Raw genomic sequence first — 17,357 nt, forward strand, 5'->3', positions numbered from 1 at the left:
TGGAACTGAGACGCCGATTGCTGGAAGTGCTCCGGAGCCTTTGGGCCGCTGCTCGGCCTGATTTGCTTGCTTCAGATCATGCTCGTTCAGGCCCCTGCGGCGCTATTTATCCAGTTTCTGGCAGGTTCGATGCTTGTCATTCTCGGGCTGCTTCTGCTGTTTCTCGGGGTCGATTTCGGAATCTTGCCGATGGGCCGGTTCATCGGCGCTGAAATGCCGAGAAAGGGTTCGATTACGCTGATTATCAGCGTCGTTTTTGCGATGGGCCTTGTAACCACCATTGCCGAACCGGATGTGCTGGTTCTTGCCCGTCAGATTGATGAGATTTCGCAAAAGAATATCGATGGCACGATTGTTCTCTACGTGATCGGAATAGGCGTCGCCCTCTGCACGGCCCTTGCGATGGCGCGGGTGGTATACGGGATATCGTTGCGCCTGCTGCTCACCTGCTTGCTCGTTTCGGCGATTTTGCTCTCGTTCCTCGCACCGGCAGCGTTCGTGCCGCTAGCCTACGACGCGGGCAGTGTCACCACGGGCGTTCTCACTGCGCCAGTGATCATCGCCGGAGCGGTGGGATTAAGCTCGGTGCTGGCAGGCCGCTCCGCGGTGTCCGATGGATTTAGGTTGCTCGGCCACCCGCAAAGGCATGACTTCCTGTCGGCCTCATCATGCCCGCACGTGGCCGATCAGATGCACGGCCGGATGTATTGCCGATTAGCCTCCCAGAGCTCTTCCAACAGATTCGACGCCGCAGTCGCGGAATTGACGACGGGATCGATCAGCAGCGCCTGTAATGCGATTTCCTTGGAGGCTCGCACAGCCGCTTCTACGGCGAGCTGCTGGACGTTCACTTGTGCCAGGAGCAGCTTGGCAATGGCGTCAGGCAGCGGACCCAGCGATACCGGATGTATCCCGGCAGGATCAATCATTACCGGGGCCTCGGCGGCCGCGTCATCGGGCAGGTTCGGAATGGCGCCCTGGTTATACACGATACCGGATTCGATCACGCGGCGCTCATCACGCATCGCCCCGGCAATCACCGCCGCGCCGCGCTCGCCGGAGGCCGTGCGCCATTCGGTAGGCACTTCTCCGCCAGACAGCACAGCGTCTATGGTTGACCGGAGCTTTTCGCGGTCCATCTCGTCACGGGCGAAGTCGTAGCCCTTTTCTCCCGCCTCCCATCTGTATGCCAGAAGCTCCCCGAGGTGTTCGTCGCTGCAGGTGGGCCACAGCCCGAAGGCGTGGAAAAGGCGGCGTGTCAGCGGAGCAAACGAGGGATCATATCGCATGTCCCGTTCCGAGGACGTGGATAGAGATCTTCGCCGGTACGGCGCTGGCGGATGTGAACAAGCCACTGGAAATGATTGAGCCCCCGCTCCCCACACCGCGACCTCCGCCGGCGGCATGTCAAGAATCCGCGCCACATCGTCACGCGACATGAACAGCCCATGGCACAGGCCAATCGTCCGTATCCGGCTATAACGGCCCAGCGCCAGGACGATACGATTTTCCGGATTGGAGAAGTCGATAAACAACGCCTGCGGACAGCGCTCCTCCATGTCCCGCACGATATCGAAGACGAGCGGCAAGGTGCGGAGCGTGAAGAACAGGCCGCCGGGCCCGCCATTCTCGCCGAGCGTATGGCGGATGCCGTACTTGCGGGGAATCTCGAAATCGAGCTTCCACAGCCGCAGCCGGTCAATGGCGGCCGCATTGATCACGAATCCGGCGCCGTCGAGAGCCGATCGCCGCTCGGTCGTATGTTCGATCGTGAACCCCGAGCCGGACGCCGCATTCAGAACATGCGCGAGCTCGGCCATGCGCGCCAGACTTTGCGCGTCATGGTCCACCAGGGTCAACGTACTTCCCGCCAATTCGAGGGTCGAAAACAGATGGCGCAGCATACTAAGTCCGAACGACATGCTGCCGGCGCCAATAAACACGATCTTGCAGCGCTTGATCATTTCGCGGCCCATCCAGGCTCGGCCGCGCCGGCATGAATCGTTTCGGCCCGGGCATTTACATCGGTCATGGTCCGTGTCAGTTCGCCGTAGGCGACATCCTCGATCGTCACGGTTCCGTAGTTGGAATTCTCCCCGTCGAATCGGCCCTCTGCGGGCTGATCGGCATGTTCGAACCAGTGGTAGCCGATGAGGTTCGGATGGAGCAGGCCGCTCTCGACGAAGCTACGGAAACACCGGGCGCGGTCTGTTTGCCGGGGCACCCGAAGTCCGGCGCCAATGGTGTTGGGAAGCCCCGAATCGTCGCCGCGGAACGAGAATTCAGTCACCATGCACGGCTTGCCGATCGCCGCGTAGCTGTCGATGACGGCTGCGACGTCGGGGTCGTAATTGTTGAACGACAGGATATCCAGATGCGGACCGGCCGCATCAATCACCGATGATGATGGGACGTAGGCGAAGCGGCAGCCGAGGAACAGGTGGTTCGGGTCGGCCTTGCGCACAGCGGCGCTTACTATTGTGAAGTAGCGGTGTGCGACCCTGCCCGCAAAGAGATCGCAATCCGCCAGGAAAGCGGCATGTTTCGAGTCAGATGCGCCGATCCGCGCATTCGTGGCCGCGTCTCGCTCGCAGACCGACTGCCGCGGATAGGGCGGTACGATATGAGGGCTGGCGGCAAGCTCGTCCCATCCGCCGAGGCCTGAGCGCCAGACCGTATTGAAATCTGCGAATGACGTGTAGCGCTCCTTGAGTAGCGCCAGAGAGGCCTGACGGCCGGGACTCTGTGGAGGCAAATTGAGAAACAGCGTCAGCAGCGCATCATCACCACGCCAATCCGGTCCCCAGCGCAGTTCATTGTCCGAGAACCAGCCGATGATATGCTGGTCCTCGCACCACGGTGCGCAGAGATCATGTGCGCGCTGCGCCACATGTCGCTCGAACGCCGAATCGAATACATCAGGAAAAGCCTGCGGCGCCGCGTTGCGGTTGCCGGAGACGAATGCGGAGCCGAGGTGGAGCGTCGACGTCGAGGCCAGCGGCGACAGCCTAGCGTTGGCGACACGCATGTCGGACCACGACCCTAGCGTATTGAAGCCCCACGACAGCAGACGCGCAGCCGCCGCGGCGCGCCAGGCATCCTTGCTGCCGTATTTTCGCCGGCAAGCTTCAGCGTAAGGGATACGATCGCTATTCTGGACGGTATCCTGATCGTATCGGACCGTGTTGACACCCTTGGACAGAAAGCGACCGCCATCGGGATCGATCAGCCACCAGATGCCGGATATAGTCTCCGTGCGAAAGAACTTGCCTGCCGGCGCATTGCCGCGCGGGATGCCACCCCATCTTGTCCGTACCATCGCCATACCGTGACGTGAATGGATCGTAGGAACAATTCTGACTGGTGATAGACCGGGCGCCTTGATCCCGGTCAAGTTCTCTCTTCCTGCGCTGGTATGTTGTATGAACCAATTGCGAGACAGGACCGCTTCCCATGAACCCACTAGACGAGGCGAAATGGACATGGCCGCCGACATTCGTCTGGGGAGTCTCCACGTCGGCTTTTCAGATCGAAGGGGCAACGCGCGAGGACGGCCGTGGGCCGAGTGTGTGGGACATATACGGTGCAAGCGGCCGGGTAGCCAATAATGATACTGGCGACGTCGCCTGCGATCATTACCACCGCTATCCGGAGGACATCGCCCTCATGCGCGAACTCGGGGTGCGAGCCTATCGCTTCTCGGTGGCATGGTCTCGTGTGCTGCCGCAGGGCAGGGGAGTCGCCAACGAGGCTGGGCTTGCCTTCTATGACCGGCTTGTAGATGCGCTCCTTGAGGCCGGTATAGAGCCGTGGCTATGCCTCTACCATTTCGATTTACCGCAAGCGCTCGATAATTTCGGCGGATGGGCCGTGCGCGACTCGTCGGGATGGTTTGCCGATTACGCAACTCTTGTCGCGCGTCGATATGGCGACCGTGTGAAACGATTTGCGACCTTCAACGAACCCTCTATCTTCACCTTGTTCGGATACGCCTTGGGCGGGGCGGCTCCGGACGCCGCCGACGTGAGCACGCTGAGACGCGCGATCCACAACGTGAATCTCGCTCACGGCTCGGCGGTCGATGCGTTGCGTGCGCTCGTGCCGCGGGCCTCAATCGGGGCCATACACAACGTTCAGCCGTGTCTGCCCGCAACCCCAGCGGATGCGGACGCAGCCGATCTGCTGGGCGCCTACTGGAATGCCGCATTTCCTGATCCGCAATGCCTCGGCCACTATCCCTCCAGGCTCGTCGAGGTGATGGAGCCTTATATTCATCCCGGCGATCTTGCGCGTATTTGTCGCCCGCTTGACTGGTTTGGCCTCAATCATTATTCGCCGATCTACGCAACTGCCAATCCGAATTCGCCGCTAGGCGTGACGCCTGGAGCAGCGCCAGCGGATATTTCGCGAACCCCGGTCGACTGGCCCATCATGCCCGAGGCGCTGCGTGAGACCCTGCATCAGGTCCACAACCGGTATCGGCTGCCGATCTATGTCACGGAAAACGGCTTCGGAGGCCAAGATGCGCCGGATGCCGCAGGCAAGATTACCGATACTCCGCGGATCGAGTTTCTCAGCGCCTACGTCGAAGCGGTTCGCCAGGCGGTCACCGAGGGCGTCGATGTCCGAGGCTATTTTGTCTGGTCGCTGCTCGACAATTTTGAATGGGGATCGGGGTATGCGGTGCGCTTCGGGTTGGTTCACGTCGACTATACAACGCAGAAACGGACGCCGAAGGATTCGTTCTTCTGGTATGCCGACCTGATCAAGGCGGCGCAGGGAGCAAGTCGTGTGATCCAGCCGGCGCGATCAGTATTGGGCGGCCTCAACCCGCCCCGGTGACGATTCCGGATCGCTGTAGGTATCGAGCGCCAGCAAGAATGTGGCGACCCGATGCACCGATGCCTGCCAGTCGGCGAGCCGGGCGTAGTTGTCCACCAGCCAGTTGAAGGCGCTTTGGACGGTGACGAAGGCGGCAGCGGCTTGAGTCAACTCACCGAGCGACATCGTTCCGGCAACGAATTTCGGAGCACAGAGTAGCCACGCCACGATCGGTGCCAATAGAAAGTTACTTTGCGAAACCAGCGTGGTCCGCATCAACTCCCAGAGGAGATTGCGCCAACGCTGCAGAACGACGTGCATAGCCTTCCAAAATATCTCCCGTTCCTCGGTGTGGGATTGTTGTGTTTCGTCGCCGTTCTCCTGGCGCAAGGCATGCGCGGCCGATCGAAAGTCAGCTTCGGCCTGAAGCTGGTGTTCGATCACCGGGCTGAGGTTTCGCCCGACGAGCATCATCAGCCCGGAGAAGACCGTCGAATAGACGATGACGCCGATGACGAGGTAACCTGGAATGCTCCAGACGCGGCCGAACGCGTCGAAACTCAGGGTTCCCCCAATGCCCCACAGGATGCTCAGGAAGATGGCCGCTGTCAGAGCCGACGAGAGAAGCGCCATGATCAGGTCTATGGGTGAATCCGTCGCGATGCGGATATTCTCGGAGATTCGATATTCCGGATTCTCCGCTCCGGCCGCTGTGTAGTCGATCCTGCGGAATCGCTCCTGAGAAAGCCAGTGATTGGCCACATGGCGCAGCAAGAATTCGCGCCACTTGCGCTGCGTGGTCATGCGCGCCCATACAGATGTCACGGCGATTAAAACGCTTGCTGCCGCTAGGGGAACCAGCAACTCTACCTGCACCCACAGCATGGCGACATCGCGCGTCTGCAAGGCGTCGAAAAAGTGCCTGTTCCATAGGTTCAACAGGTACTGCACGAGCAGTTGCAGGAGGACGATGAGCATGAGGAACGCGGTCAGACTCCACGCTCCAATCGCCGAACGGCCGGTCCAGAACCGCGAGGCGGAACGCCAAAATCGCGCGAACAAGTACCGGCGTCCAGGCGTAGGGTTGCTTTTCTGCGCCCCGTCTATTGGCGTCGCCTGGCTGGCACGTAGGATGGGAATGGTAAACTCCTCCGGTGGATAACGCACATTTCGGAAAAACGTTATTTGGCGGATTCCGACCCGATCTTGACCTCCGTCAAGAACATCAACATTGTTCAGTAGAGGAAGATCGACGCTCATTTGGTCCGGCCGTGCACGATACTCTGATCCAGAACCGATTTTTGATGATATGATAAGATGACCATGAAGGCTCGCGACGTCATGACTCGTCATGTCGTTTCCGTTGCACCGAACGAGGCGATCCTCGAAGCGGGCGAGCTGATGTTGCGCCATCACGTCAGCGGGCTGCCGGTTGTCGATGGAAATGGGCGGCTGATCGGAATCGTCACCGAGCGCGACTTTCTTCGCCCGATAGGTCCCCGCGCGGACGATCGCCGGCCCCGCTGGTTCGAGGTGATCGCGGCTCGTCCGGTGATTTCGGAGCCTGCAGAATTGCGGTGCCGGCGTAAGGTGGCCGAGGTTATGACGCCCAATCCCGTGACAGTGGACGACAACACTCCTATCGACGAAGTGGTCCGGATAATGGAGACACACCGTGTCAAGCGCTTGCCGGTTATGCGCGAAAGCCGCGTGGTCGGCATCATCAGCCGTGAGAACCTGATGCACGCCCTGATCAAGAGTATCCACAAGACCCAGGCATGGGCAAAGCAGGAGGAAGCAGACCGTGGACGACTTGCGGAACTTGAACGCGAAGCATGGCTGCACCGGACGCGCACCTGACCCTCCCTGCGTCGAGATTCCGCTGTCGTCGGGCATGTCTGGTGCGGTCATAAGGCAGCGCTGCACGAGTCGAGAAATTCATGGCTAATCCTGCAAGCTGCGTATTGCTTGGTGACATCGGCGGAACCAATGCCCGGTTTGCGCTCGTCACGGATGAGCGCATGGGGCCGATCGAGACATTGTCGGTCGCCGATTATCCGGATTTCGATCGGGCACTGGCCGCGTTCCTTGGTCGTCATCGGAACGGGCTGCCGATTTCCGGCGCGGTGTTCGCCGTAGCCGGAGCTGTCGAGGCCAATCGCAGCATACTGACCAACAGTGGTTGGGTTATCGATGCTGGTCGATTGGGAGCGATATTCGATTTGCCAAGCGTGCGCGTGATCAACGATTTCAAGGCGGTCGCCTGGTCGCTGCCACATCTCACACCGCACGACCTGTTTGCGGTCGGAGGCGGCGAGCAGGCCGCGGCTGCGCCCGCAGTCGTGTTGGGGCCTGGAACAGGCCTCGGGCTCGCCTGTCTTGTGCCGCGTCCTCGCGACCCGCTCGTCGTCACTACGGAGGCGGGCCATACCACGCTTCCGGGCGCCAATGCGCGGGAGGATGCGGTCATCGCGCATCTACGTGGATGTTTCGGCCATGTCTCCGTGGAGCGCGCGTTGTCGGGTCCGGGGCTGGTCAGTCTTTACCAGTCGCTCGCCGCCATCGATCATCTTTCCGTACCTCCACGCAAACCAAGCGAGATCACCGAAGCGGCGCTTCGCGAGAGTTGTCCGACTAGCCGGGAGGCTGTCGACATGTTCTGCGCCATGCTGGGTACCGTTGCTGGAAATGCCGCGCTGACGTTCGATGCGCGTGGCGGCGTGTATATCGGTGGTGGCATTGCCCCGCGGATCAGCGAGTATCTGGCGTGCTCGCAGTTCCGCGAGCGGTTCGAAGCGAAGGGGCGTTTCCGGGCCTACGTCGCTGCCATCCCGTCCTGGGTGATCATGCACCCCGATCCTGCCTTCATTGGATTGCAGCGTCTCGCCACGAGACCGAGCAGCGACAGCAAACCACCGCAAGGTAATTACGCTCAGGTGCCGTCGCATGGAGAATAGCCAATTAGGCTACGAATGCGCATCACCAAGCGATAGTGCACCATGAAACGTCCAGTTATCTCATTGACACTAAGGACGGACGAGACCTGTTGAAACGTCGTGGGATATTGGCCAGCATCGCTTTAAAAACTCCAGTTCGAGCGCCTGACGGCCGGCCAACCGCTCGAGCGCGGCGATGCGCGCTTCGTATTCCTGGACCAGACCCGCAGCGCGCGTGTCGTCGTCCAGCGCGCCGGCCTCGTACTTTTCGACCCAGATGCGGATCAGGTTACGCGAAACGTCGTGGCGTTTGGCCAGCCCATGAAGCGTCTCACCACCCAGAAACTCCTGGGCGACCTGGCGCTTAAACTCAAGGCTGTGGGATCGGTGTCTCGGCAAGGGCTTTTCTCCAAAAGCCCGGCCACCCGGTCAATCAACTTTGCTTACCTGTCCGGCACCAGGGGCCACTCCAAACTGGCTGGCAGGGCCCGGCAGAAATTGGCAAAACCGCACGAGATCGGCGAAAGCAATTTCGTCCATCCACTACCGGCGAACAAACTCATCGCGGAAGTAACCAATGTAGGCGATCGGGCCGCCGAAGCACCACAATCCGAGCTTAAGAAAATCCCGAGGACCTCCAAAGGCGAACCCAGCCTTGCTACGCGTCCAGTATCTGCCTCGTTCGAGAAATTGAGGCTGCTCACAACGTCCACTCTCAGATTGGAATTCTATAGCGGAGAGCACCATGCTGTTCTTGTTCGTTTCGAACTCAATGACGCCTGCGTCTCGTAGTTTACCTCCGCACGATCTGGAAAGCTCGGCCAGACGCGACGCAAAGATCGGTATAAGAGCCGCCTCAGCGAGAAATATCTTGTCGAGCATTGACTGAGGCCGTGCTCGCGCAAGACGGACCTCACAACAGGCTTGAAACGAACCGGCCTAACGTCGGCTAGAATAGATCGGTGCCGCCAAAACCACACCGGCTGCGATCTGCAGTACAAGCAGAAAGAACAGGGCTGCGATAGTTATTCTCGCTGCGGAATTATGCCTGAGCTCTCCACAAATGTATTGGTCGGACGATTTGGTTGGAACCAAAGGTGGCTGACCTTTCTTACTGTGGTTCATTGAAATCTCCCCGAACAGACGTTGACCAATTGTCTGCTTGCACTCTTTCCGGACGCAGGGGAATGATCTGGATCAACATGGGAGGGCAGCGCCGCCGCTGGTGGTCTCAGCGTTCCTGGCGTTGCTTGAGAACTAGCAACAATAGCCCGGGTGCGCTGAGATGTTCTCTCTCGAACGGAAAGGCTGTGCCTCTCCGCTCATCCTAGCCTTGTCAAAGCCTCTGGGGTCTGAATCCATCAAAGTCTCGTGCGATCAGAGTCCGCTCTAAATATAACACGCATCAAATCGCCGCGCTCTGGCATTACCTGGCGCAACTCCGGAATGCGCTAGGTGTAGTTTCGTCGAAAGCCGCTTGCCGCGCGTATGCCAACATGCCTTCGAAGATCACCTGCGCCTGTTCAGACAGGTTACGACTACATCCTTCTCCATTTTGATCGACATCAAGTCTGCCTATGACACGCGATGTAGACTTCAAGTGAAGAGGAGGTCCAATATGCTGATCTGCAATTCCGCAAAGGGATATGGTGCGATACCGCAGGCGATCCATTGGCTTACCGTCATTCTTGTGGTTGCTGCCTGGATTCTCGGTCTTGTAGGCGATGAGTTGCCAAAAGGAACGCTGCGTGATGCGGGGCTGTCTGTTCATATATCTGCAGGACTCGTCGTTATAATTCTGCTTGTTGTTCGGTTGGCTTGGAGCTTCTTCAACCCGGCACCATCCGCAGGGTCTACAATGCTCGGCGTCTGGTTAGCTCGCGTGGGGCACGTCGCTCACTACTTGCTCTATGTCCTGCTGTTCGCAGTTCCTATCGCGGGGATTGTGCTGCGGTTCGCGGGCGGCGAATCTATTCCAATATTTGGATTGTACGAAATTGCATCCCCTTGGGTTAAAGATCGGGCATTGTCCGAGACTGTCGAAGAGGTACACGAAGTTCTCGCTCATACCTTAATGGTTGTCGCAGGCCTGCATGCCGCCGCAGCTTTAATCCATCATTGGATACTTCGTGATCAAACGCTGGCAAGGATGCTTCCTCGTTTTGGCGAGAAGGAGTAAATGAACTACATCCGCGGGCGGGGCCCTTCCTCGTAGCATTTGTTGGATGGGTTGCTGGCAATGCGCCGTTTTGGCACAAACGTCTGAGTGTAGGAATGTACAGACTTGCGAGACATCCTTTCTCTTGAGCCTCAATGGCAGGAAGGATGATCGGGATGCACAAGTTTCGGCGAGATGTGGACCACAAGCTGCGGGTGCTCCAGCACGCTGATAAGATTGGCGATGTCGGCAAGGCTTGCCGGTATTTCGGCGTCGGTCGCGCTAGCTTCTATCTCTATGGACCGCTCTCCCGTTGCAGGTCGATTTTGATCTGATCTGCTTGGTCCGTTGCAAACATCTATCCGGCGTCACCTGAAGTGATCCAGGGCGCCCAAATGGGGAATCCGCTCGCGCCCGCCTCTACAGTTGGTAGGCCACGAAGGCCTCGATAAAAGTCAGGCTCTTGGCGCGCCGGTCCGACCTGTGCATCTCATTTCTCCGTCGTCTCGCAATCTCCAGACGGGTCCTCAGAAAGCGGCGCGGTACGGTTCGCCGGTTCGAAGCACAGCCCAGATGATCCGTGCATTCTTATTGGCGACCGCCACCGTGGCGCGGTTGAAACCGCGCCGCTCCCGAAGCTGATTGACCCATTGGTTATTGAGGTCTGTCTTGGATGGCGCCGTCCGGACCACAGCTCTGGCGCCGTGAACGAGCAAGCTGCGCAGGTGCTGGCTCCCGCGCTTAGAAATGCCCATTAACGTGGTGCGATCGCCACTGGAGAATTGCCGCGGCACGAGGCCGATCCAGGCGGCAAGATGACGGCCGTTCTTGAATTCCGCGCCGTCCCCGATGGCGGCGATGATTGCCGTGGCGGTCTTAGGCCCAACACCTTTGATTGTCGCGATGCGCTGGCAACGCTCGCTGCCGCGGAAAACCGCATCGATCTTCTTGTCGAAGATCGCGATGCGGCGGTCGAGATCTCGGAACAGATCATGCAGCTCAGCGATTGCCTCCCGCGCCAGCGGCGTCAGTTCGTTCTCCAGATCCGACAGGATCTCCGGAACCAATCGCCGGGCGCGGGTAATGCTCTTGGCAATGGCGAAGCCTCGATCGAGCAAGAGACCTCGGATTTGGCTGACCACGGCGGTGCGATGTTTGACCATGCGCTGGCGAGCGCGATGCAGGGCCTGGATGTCCTGCTGCTCGACCGTCTTCTTCGGGACGAGCGGAATGTGCGGTTGGCGTGTGCGGCGGTGCAGATCGCCTCAGCGTCGTTGCCGTCGTTCTTCTGCCGGCGCACAAAGGGCTTCACATATTGCGGGCTGATGATCTTCACCTGGTGGCCGAGCGCCTCGAACTTGCGCGCCCAGCAGAACGCGCCGGTGCAGGCTTCCACCACGATCGTGCAGCACTCGACTTGCGCGACAATATCGAGAAGCTGATCGCGCATCACCCGCCGCTTCAGCACGACGCAGCCATGATGATTGACCCCGTGAAGTTGAAACACGTTCTTGGCGATATCGATACCGAGCGTCTCGACGGTCATTGCAGTTCTCCTTCCTGTTGCAGGCTCTCAGCCTGAATGGTGGAGGGAGAGCCGTCCATCCCATTAGATGGCGAACAGCTTATCGACAGCACGGCCTGGCAGGCCGTGAGAACCGCGAGACGGCCGAAGAATCCCGCCAATCGAACGGTGCCGGAGATCGTCGAGAAGGTGCTACATCTGCGCAAAACCTACTGTCTGGGGCCAATACGCATCGTCTGCTATCTGGCGCGCTATCACGCCATCATTATCTCCGATGCAGGCGTGTATCGCATTCTCAGGCGCAATGGCCTCAACCAGATGCCCGGCGGCACGCGCGTTCGCAAGATCCACCCCAGCGATATCAGAAACAGGTGCCGGGTCACCAGATCCAGGTCGACGTCAAATTCTCGAAATTCGAGGGCAAAGACGGAAAGCCCGTGAAGCGCTACCAGTACACGGCGATCGACGATGCCCCGCGCATTCGCGCCTTGAAAATCCACGACCAACACAATCAGTCAAACGCGATCGACTTCATCAATACCATCATCGAAAAATTCCCGTTCCGAATCCGCGAGGTTCGAACCGACAATGGTCATGAATTCCAGGCTCAATTCCATTGGCATGTTGAGAACCTCGGCATTCGCCACGCCTACATCAAACCTGCGTCGCCGCAGCTGAACGGCAAGGTCGAGCGGTCGCATCGAACAGATGAGCAGGAGTTCTATCAGCTCCTCACCTACACCGACGATGTCGATCTTCGCGCAAGGCTCTCCGAGTGGGAGCAGTTCTACAACCTCTCCCGGCCTCACGGTGCATTCAACGGAAAAGCACCTTACGAGGTTCTCCGCGAACGGCTGTAATTCAAGGGCGGATGTCTCATAAGTGCGCTGACATTACATCTCCTGTCCGTCGTCAGATGATTTGAGACTGATCAGGCGGCTTGCGAAGCGAGGCTCTGGCTCATCAGGGGTTAGAGTTTAAGCGGCCTGCAGTCGATGCTGCAAGCGGCGGTTTGCGATAGTGGCAAGCTTGATACGTTTGCGTTCGGCGAGGATCGTCTCAGATTTGCCGAGTAAACATCGGAAGGTGTAACGTTGTCGATGCTCTCGTGGTAGCGGACGTGATTGTCCAAAAATGCGCCGTGTGGTCGAGCATCTTGCGCGCCGTCGGGTGAATTCCGCCTTCAAGATTCTGGAAGCGCGACATTGCATCGTCGAGACCGAAGGACAAAGATCGACCGTTGTGACTGCAGTGGACACATGGTTTGCTGCCCGACAGGAGCAGCCCGACAAGGACCATCTCCTGATCGCACGCTCCAACGCCACGGTGTGCCGCCTCAATGCCGAGATCCGTAGGCGCCTGCGCGCCTCGAGTCAGATTCAGGGGCTGGACGTATCGATGACCGCGTCGTCAGCATCGGGCGATTCTCACGTCTCGCCGTCGGGGAGCGGATCACGTTGCCGTCGCGCGAATCTCCGGCAATGAGCTTCGCGCCGCTGGTTGTGGAAGAGCCGTTAGACGAGCGTCACGTTCCGGTGCGTTTGTCGGTACTTCATAAAAAGCCTCGTCTGATGATCGGTTACATGGAGACCCGGTACGTTGGTGATTTTCTGGAATGGAGAACCACCTTTTTGTCCAGCCGCGATCTTGCCTGATCGGCAATTCACGCTTGGCAGAAAATCCGATCACGTAGCTTGGTGTAACTGCTGTATCATCGATGACGACACCAGCTGCCTTTACGCCCGTTTTTGCTGCCTGACTGGCCACATCGTCAATGGAGGCTGCTACCACCTTCGCGATCGCCGCAATGTCGTCGAGAAGGGCGATCAGTCCGATGCTCATTGTTAACCCTCGAGGAACTAATAAGCACACGAAATCGTGCACACATCGTTCATGAACATATCTGCAAGCTCCTGCGGACGTGCCGACAAAGAGTTCGAAGTGGATTGCGGCGCGTTCAATCGGGCACGTGGTATTTCAGCAGAAATCCGGAAGCATGCTGACATCGACGCAAGAGTGGTTCAAGCGAACGTTCGTTGATGTCTTTCGGCAGCTGCGCTGGGCATTTCTGCCGCCGCTCATGGTCTATTTCGCGGCCGGGATTTCCGGGGTGACTGCGATCGTCGGCACGTTTTTTGTCAAAGAGTACCTCGGACTTTCGGCGGCGTTTCTCGCTGCACTTACGTTCTGGGCTGGTCTGCCGTGGGCGTTGAAAATGCCACTTGGCCACCTGGTTGATCTGGTTTGGCGGTGGAAGGCACTCCTGGTGTATCTCGGCGCCGCGCTGATCGCAGCGAGCCTCGGCATCATGTACGCACTCATCATGCACACCGAGGCCATGCGTCAATTACTGAGTGTGGAAGCATGGTTCGTGGTGAGCAGCCTGCTAGCACCAGCAGGTTATGTGGTGCAGGACACGGTTGCGGATGCCATGACGGTTGAAGCCGTACCGCGAGTGCACTCCGACGGCAAGCCGCTGGCTGAGGAGGAAACTAAGGCGCTCCATACCACGATGCAGACGCTCGGCCGGATCGCACTTATCGGCGGACTTGTGTTCGTCGCGCTGCTCAATATCGTGATGTTTTCTGGCGTAGAGAGCCTGGAGCAAAGCCAGAAGGCCGATGTCTACGCCCGCATCTACCTGATGGCGCTCGCCATCCCCCTGGTGTCAGTCAGTGGCATGGTGCTGTCCCAATCCATGCTTGCCGCACGAGCGAGGCAACTTCGTGAGCAGGGGGTTAAAGCGGACGAAGTTGACCGGCTGGTTTATTCGCCGGGCCAATCAACAGAGCCCGACTACTGGATATTCGGCGGGGGGGCGGCGTTTGTGGTTCTGACGCTCGCAATAGGTATCAGCGACATACCGCTGGCACAGGAGATCGTCTTCTGCGGATCGATGGCGATCACCTCGGTGCTTATCTACCAGCTGGTCCAGAAGGTGCCACGCGCCAAGGCGCGGGCGCTCATCGGCACCGCACTCATAATCTTCGTGTTTCGCGCGGCTCCCCTTCCAGGCGCAGGGGCAACGTGGTTCATGATCGATCAACTTCACTTCGACCAGCAGTTTCTGTCCGTGCTTTCTCTGATTGCATCCTGCCTTACGCTCATAGGCATGGTGCTACTGAGACCGTTGATGGCGAGCCGATCGATCGCCTATATTGTTGTTCTGCTGACGCTTGCCTCCGGTGTTCTGGCGTTGCCGAATATCGGGCTTTACTACGGCATTCAGAACTGGACAGCACGCCTGACTGGCGGTGTGGTCGATGCGCATTTCATCGCAATTATCGAAACCACACTAGAGTCTCCATTGGGCCAGGTCGCGATGATTCCCCTGCTGACTTGGATTGCGCGCAATGCACCAGCGGACCTCAAGGCAACGTTCTTCGCGGTGATGGCTTCGTTCACCAATATGGCGCTGACGGCTAGCAGTTTACTTACAAAATATCTGAACCAGATATTCGTGGTGACTCGCGAGGTTAAGGATCACGCGACCGACACCGTTCAAACGCCCGCTGACTATAGCCAGCTCGGCTGGCTGCTGATCACAGTGACCCTGATCGGAGTACTGATGCCTCTTCTTACCGTACTTTTGGTGCAGAGGTCGCGGCTTCAAACCCACGACTGATAGAGTCGCGACCGCCTTCGCTCAATGTGGCGCTGGTCTCTACCGAACCGTTTGCCAGATGCCGTGATCTATCTCGTGCTCATCGTAGCTGTTGTAAACTCCTCGGATATGGGCACGGACGCGCCGGCACCGAGACACAACTCGGCAGTCAATTCTTCGAGGTCATCTGTTGGCGCGTAAGAGCCTAATTTTTGATCACCCACGAGATCGTCGCACGAAAAACAAATCCATCGCCGCGATGCCGTCGGCATGGTTATGAAGAAACGTCTTCCAGCCTTGCGACCGGTGACCCCCGTCTCTTCACCATATACTTGGCCACGCTCGTTTGGCCGATATCGATGCCGAGCTTAAGCAACTCTCCGTGGATCCGAGGAGCTCCCCACAGCGGGTTGGCGATGCTCATCTCGCGGATAAGCTTGCGTATCTCCGTTGATAAGTTTGGTCGGCCACCACGAGGTCGTGTTTCCAACACCAGTACGATTTGAACCTCGCGCGGTGCCACTTTATAACGGTATCTAGCTTCATGGCACCGATCAATACAGCTCGGCAAAGATTAAGCGGGCCATGGGCTGAACGTCTGCTTTTGGGCGGATGCCATCTTATATGTCAATCTGATGCCGAGGGGACAAGATCTCGGCTGCCAGGGAGGCCCGCGATCGGAACAAGAATCAGCGCCGACCGATCGGGCTGCAAGCTATCTCTCATGAGATAGTAACATTGCGCGATTCGGCTTCAATTGCCAGCCGAACTCGCTCCCCGACAGGGATACGTTCAAGAGCGCGGGATCAGCCCAACGATTTCTGTCTGTTCACGTCGCCACCTATAACACTTCGACCTCGAGTGCCATCTCATCTCATCTCAGCGAAGACACACCTAACATTCCGAGTTTCGGCCATGCCGGCATGCCGCAATATGATTACTGCGGCGTGATCGCGATTGAATGATGGATTTGTCGCGCTTATCATCCGCTAACGTGAAAATGCCCATGGATGGCTGCTTTTAATGCAGCAATTGCGTGAACTTGGCTAAAATAAAGCTTATAAGGAGACCCCATGTATCGACAAATCCTGATTCCAACCGATGGCTCGGAACTGGCGCATAAAGGCGTCGTACATGGGTTGTCGCTTGCGCAAGCGGTGGGTGCTAAGATCATTGTTCTTACAGTTGAAGCTTTCAATCCATATGATGCGTCCGAGTCACGGATGAAGCACGCGCGGGAGCACGCTGCTTTGATTCTGAATGAAATAGCCAACGAGGCGAAGGCCGTTGGTGTGGAGTGCGAGACGCTGCAGCTCGTTCAGCATGACCCCGACGTAGCTATCGTGGCTGCCGCAAAGGAGAAAAGCTGCGACCTCATTGTGATGGCTTCACATGGAAGAAGCGGGATTGCAGCGGCACTGCTCGGTAGCGTTACGGCCAAGGTACTCGTGCATACAGCCATTCCGGTACTAGTCTGTCACTGACGCGGCCACGCCCGAGTTGAATCATTAGCACCTACGCCGGTCGGAGATTCAGCATAGGCATTGTCAGCATTGTCACTTTGTGGTCAGCCCTGATCTCCGACCATAAGTGCATCATGAGCAAAACAGCTATGCCGTGTAAACCGGCGCTGAACAATGCCTCGTGAGCGGTAACTCCTTGTGACCAGTAACGGAATCGACGTCAGAGTTGGGTTGCGCATTAGCCATGGTGACGTACCCCTCACGATTCCAATGGATCAGCCAATCATGCTAATCCGCAAGAATTTAATAGGTCCTGATAAGTCATCGAAATAAAAGCGAGGGCGGCAATCATCCCCCGAAAAGTTAGAATAACCCCGGCCACAAGCATCGGCACTAGGCCATCACCCGAACGTGGATTGGCTTGCTAGCAAAGTCTTCGGTGTCTTTTTGCGATTGAGCTTTTTTTGAACTTGCTCATAGGATGGTGATGACCAGATTTGCAGCCGAGCAAGGAGCCACGCGGGCACGCTCGTGCAATAATTTGCACTCGCCTTGCGAAGGGATGTCCGGGTTTTGTTGAGTTTCTGAAGAGGTCGGCGTTCTCTATCTTGAGCCGGTAGGCTGAGGGTGCTGATTCCGCAAAGCAGAGTAACGAGAGATATAACACCGGCTGGTTCGCCGGCGAGGCTCAAAGAGAAGGGATGTCTCGTAAGTCCGTACATTCCTACAATTCGCGACGAAGCGTCGAAGCCTGCTGATTCCGGAGCAAGCCGCCCACCTATTCCAGGATGATGCCGCCCACCTGTTCCGATTAATTGTCGCCCAGCATTCCGATTAATCCTCGCCCAGC

Annotated in this window: 9 protein-coding genes and 7 pseudogenes; 9 read left to right on the forward strand and 7 right to left on the reverse strand. The window is 58.0% G+C overall.

The genetic code is table 11. The annotated features are described in order from the left end of the window. Positions 1 to 78: 78 nt before the first annotated feature. Positions 79 to 570: pseudogene (locus B2M20_RS07845) on the forward strand (DUF1538 family protein); the annotation flags it as partial. A 116-nt stretch (positions 571 to 686) separates the two neighbouring features. Here B2M20_RS07845 and B2M20_RS07850 read toward each other — a convergent pair. Then, positions 687 to 1,964 (reverse strand): annotated as a pseudogene (locus tag B2M20_RS07850) (family 4 glycosyl hydrolase). Then, entirely contained in the window at positions 1,961 to 3,319 is a 1,359-nt protein-coding gene (locus B2M20_RS07855) for an agarase (protein WP_244553460.1), read from the reverse strand. The pseudogene B2M20_RS07850 and the gene B2M20_RS07855 overlap by 4 nt, the downstream one beginning before the upstream one ends. Positions 3,320 to 3,453: 134 nt before the next feature. Between B2M20_RS07855 and B2M20_RS07860 the strand changes: the two genes are divergently transcribed. Next, on the forward strand, positions 3,454 to 4,842 hold the full coding sequence (locus tag B2M20_RS07860) for a GH1 family beta-glucosidase (protein ID WP_079446504.1): 1,389 nt from the start codon (positions 3,454 to 3,456) through the stop codon (positions 4,840 to 4,842). Here B2M20_RS07860 and B2M20_RS07865 read toward each other — a convergent pair. Next, complete coding sequence (locus B2M20_RS07865; protein WP_079446505.1) at positions 4,810 to 6,081, reverse strand: SbmA/BacA-like family transporter; 1,272 nt, start codon at positions 6,079 to 6,081, stop codon at positions 4,810 to 4,812. The genes B2M20_RS07860 and B2M20_RS07865 overlap by 33 nt on opposite strands. A 57-nt stretch (positions 6,082 to 6,138) precedes the next feature. Here B2M20_RS07865 and B2M20_RS07870 point away from each other — a divergent pair, with 57 nt between their 5' ends. Both B2M20_RS07870 and glk read left to right on the forward strand, forming a co-directional pair. Beyond that, complete coding sequence (locus tag B2M20_RS07870) at positions 6,139 to 6,681, forward strand: CBS domain-containing protein (RefSeq protein ID WP_079446506.1); 543 nt, start codon at positions 6,139 to 6,141, stop codon at positions 6,679 to 6,681. An 80-nt stretch (positions 6,682 to 6,761) separates the two neighbouring features. Then, positions 6,762 to 7,778, forward strand: coding sequence for a glucokinase (glk, locus tag B2M20_RS07875; RefSeq protein ID WP_079446507.1), 1,017 nt, complete (start codon positions 6,762 to 6,764; stop codon positions 7,776 to 7,778). A gap of 69 nt (positions 7,779 to 7,847) precedes the next feature. Here the strand turns inward: glk and B2M20_RS07880 are convergent, their stop codons facing one another. Both B2M20_RS07880 and B2M20_RS20240 read right to left on the reverse strand, forming a co-directional pair. Continuing rightward, complete coding sequence (locus tag B2M20_RS07880) at positions 7,848 to 8,156, reverse strand: transposase (RefSeq protein ID WP_079446508.1); 309 nt, start codon at positions 8,154 to 8,156, stop codon at positions 7,848 to 7,850. A gap of 57 nt (positions 8,157 to 8,213) precedes the next feature. Next, positions 8,214 to 8,410: pseudogene (locus B2M20_RS20240) on the reverse strand (chromate transporter); the annotation flags it as partial. A gap of 965 nt (positions 8,411 to 9,375) precedes the next feature. Between B2M20_RS20240 and B2M20_RS07890 the strand changes: the two are divergent. Together B2M20_RS07890 and B2M20_RS20245 are read left to right on the forward strand one after the other, a co-directional pair. After that, a complete protein-coding gene (locus B2M20_RS07890; protein WP_079446516.1) occupies positions 9,376 to 9,936 on the forward strand; it encodes a cytochrome b in 561 nt (186 codons plus the stop codon). Between the two features lie 155 nt (positions 9,937 to 10,091). Further along, positions 10,092 to 10,208 (forward strand): annotated as a pseudogene (locus tag B2M20_RS20245) (IS481 family transposase); the annotation flags it as partial. Between the two features lie 234 nt (positions 10,209 to 10,442). Here B2M20_RS20245 and B2M20_RS07895 read toward each other — a convergent pair. Beyond that, positions 10,443 to 11,461: pseudogene (locus B2M20_RS07895) on the reverse strand (IS110 family RNA-guided transposase). A 95-nt stretch (positions 11,462 to 11,556) separates the two neighbouring features. On the opposite strand from B2M20_RS07895, the pseudogene B2M20_RS07900 reads away from it, so the two are divergent. Continuing rightward, positions 11,557 to 12,300 (forward strand): annotated as a pseudogene (locus B2M20_RS07900) (integrase core domain-containing protein). A 774-nt stretch (positions 12,301 to 13,074) separates the two neighbouring features. Here B2M20_RS07900 and B2M20_RS07910 read toward each other — a convergent pair. Beyond that, positions 13,075 to 13,282: pseudogene (locus tag B2M20_RS07910) on the reverse strand (DUF808 family protein); the annotation flags it as partial. A 154-nt stretch (positions 13,283 to 13,436) separates the two neighbouring features. Between B2M20_RS07910 and B2M20_RS07915 the strand changes: the two are divergent. Then, positions 13,437 to 15,065: an MFS transporter gene (locus B2M20_RS07915; RefSeq protein ID WP_079446517.1), complete on the forward strand. Its 1,629-nt coding sequence runs from the start codon at positions 13,437 to 13,439 to the stop codon at positions 15,063 to 15,065. Between the two features lie 1,052 nt (positions 15,066 to 16,117). Beyond that, on the forward strand, positions 16,118 to 16,528 hold the full coding sequence (locus B2M20_RS07925; protein ID WP_079446510.1) for a universal stress protein: 411 nt from the start codon (positions 16,118 to 16,120) through the stop codon (positions 16,526 to 16,528). Positions 16,529 to 17,357: the final 829 nt, after the last annotated feature.

The organism is Nitrobacter vulgaris, assembly GCF_002028545.1.
In the GTDB taxonomy this organism is placed as follows: domain Bacteria; phylum Pseudomonadota; class Alphaproteobacteria; order Rhizobiales; family Xanthobacteraceae; genus Nitrobacter; species Nitrobacter vulgaris.

What these genes read in the sequence shown, in the direction of transcription:
- B2M20_RS07855 (WP_244553460.1), bottom strand. Translation starts at nt 3,319, where the DNA reads ATGGTACGGACAAGATGGGGTGGCATCCCGCGCGGCAATGCGCCGGCA.
- B2M20_RS07860 (WP_079446504.1), top strand. Translation starts at nt 3,454, where the DNA reads ATGAACCCACTAGACGAGGCGAAATGGACATGGCCGCCGACATTCGTC.
- B2M20_RS07865 (WP_079446505.1), bottom strand. Translation starts at nt 6,081, where the DNA reads ATGAGCGTCGATCTTCCTCTACTGAACAATGTTGATGTTCTTGACGGA.
- B2M20_RS07870 (WP_079446506.1), top strand. Translation starts at nt 6,139, where the DNA reads ATGACCATGAAGGCTCGCGACGTCATGACTCGTCATGTCGTTTCCGTT.
- glk (WP_079446507.1), top strand. Translation starts at nt 6,762, where the DNA reads ATGGCTAATCCTGCAAGCTGCGTATTGCTTGGTGACATCGGCGGAACC.
- B2M20_RS07890 (WP_079446516.1), top strand. Translation starts at nt 9,376, where the DNA reads ATGCTGATCTGCAATTCCGCAAAGGGATATGGTGCGATACCGCAGGCG.
- B2M20_RS07915 (WP_079446517.1), top strand. Translation starts at nt 13,437, where the DNA reads ATGCTGACATCGACGCAAGAGTGGTTCAAGCGAACGTTCGTTGATGTC.
- B2M20_RS07925 (WP_079446510.1), top strand. Translation starts at nt 16,118, where the DNA reads ATGTATCGACAAATCCTGATTCCAACCGATGGCTCGGAACTGGCGCAT.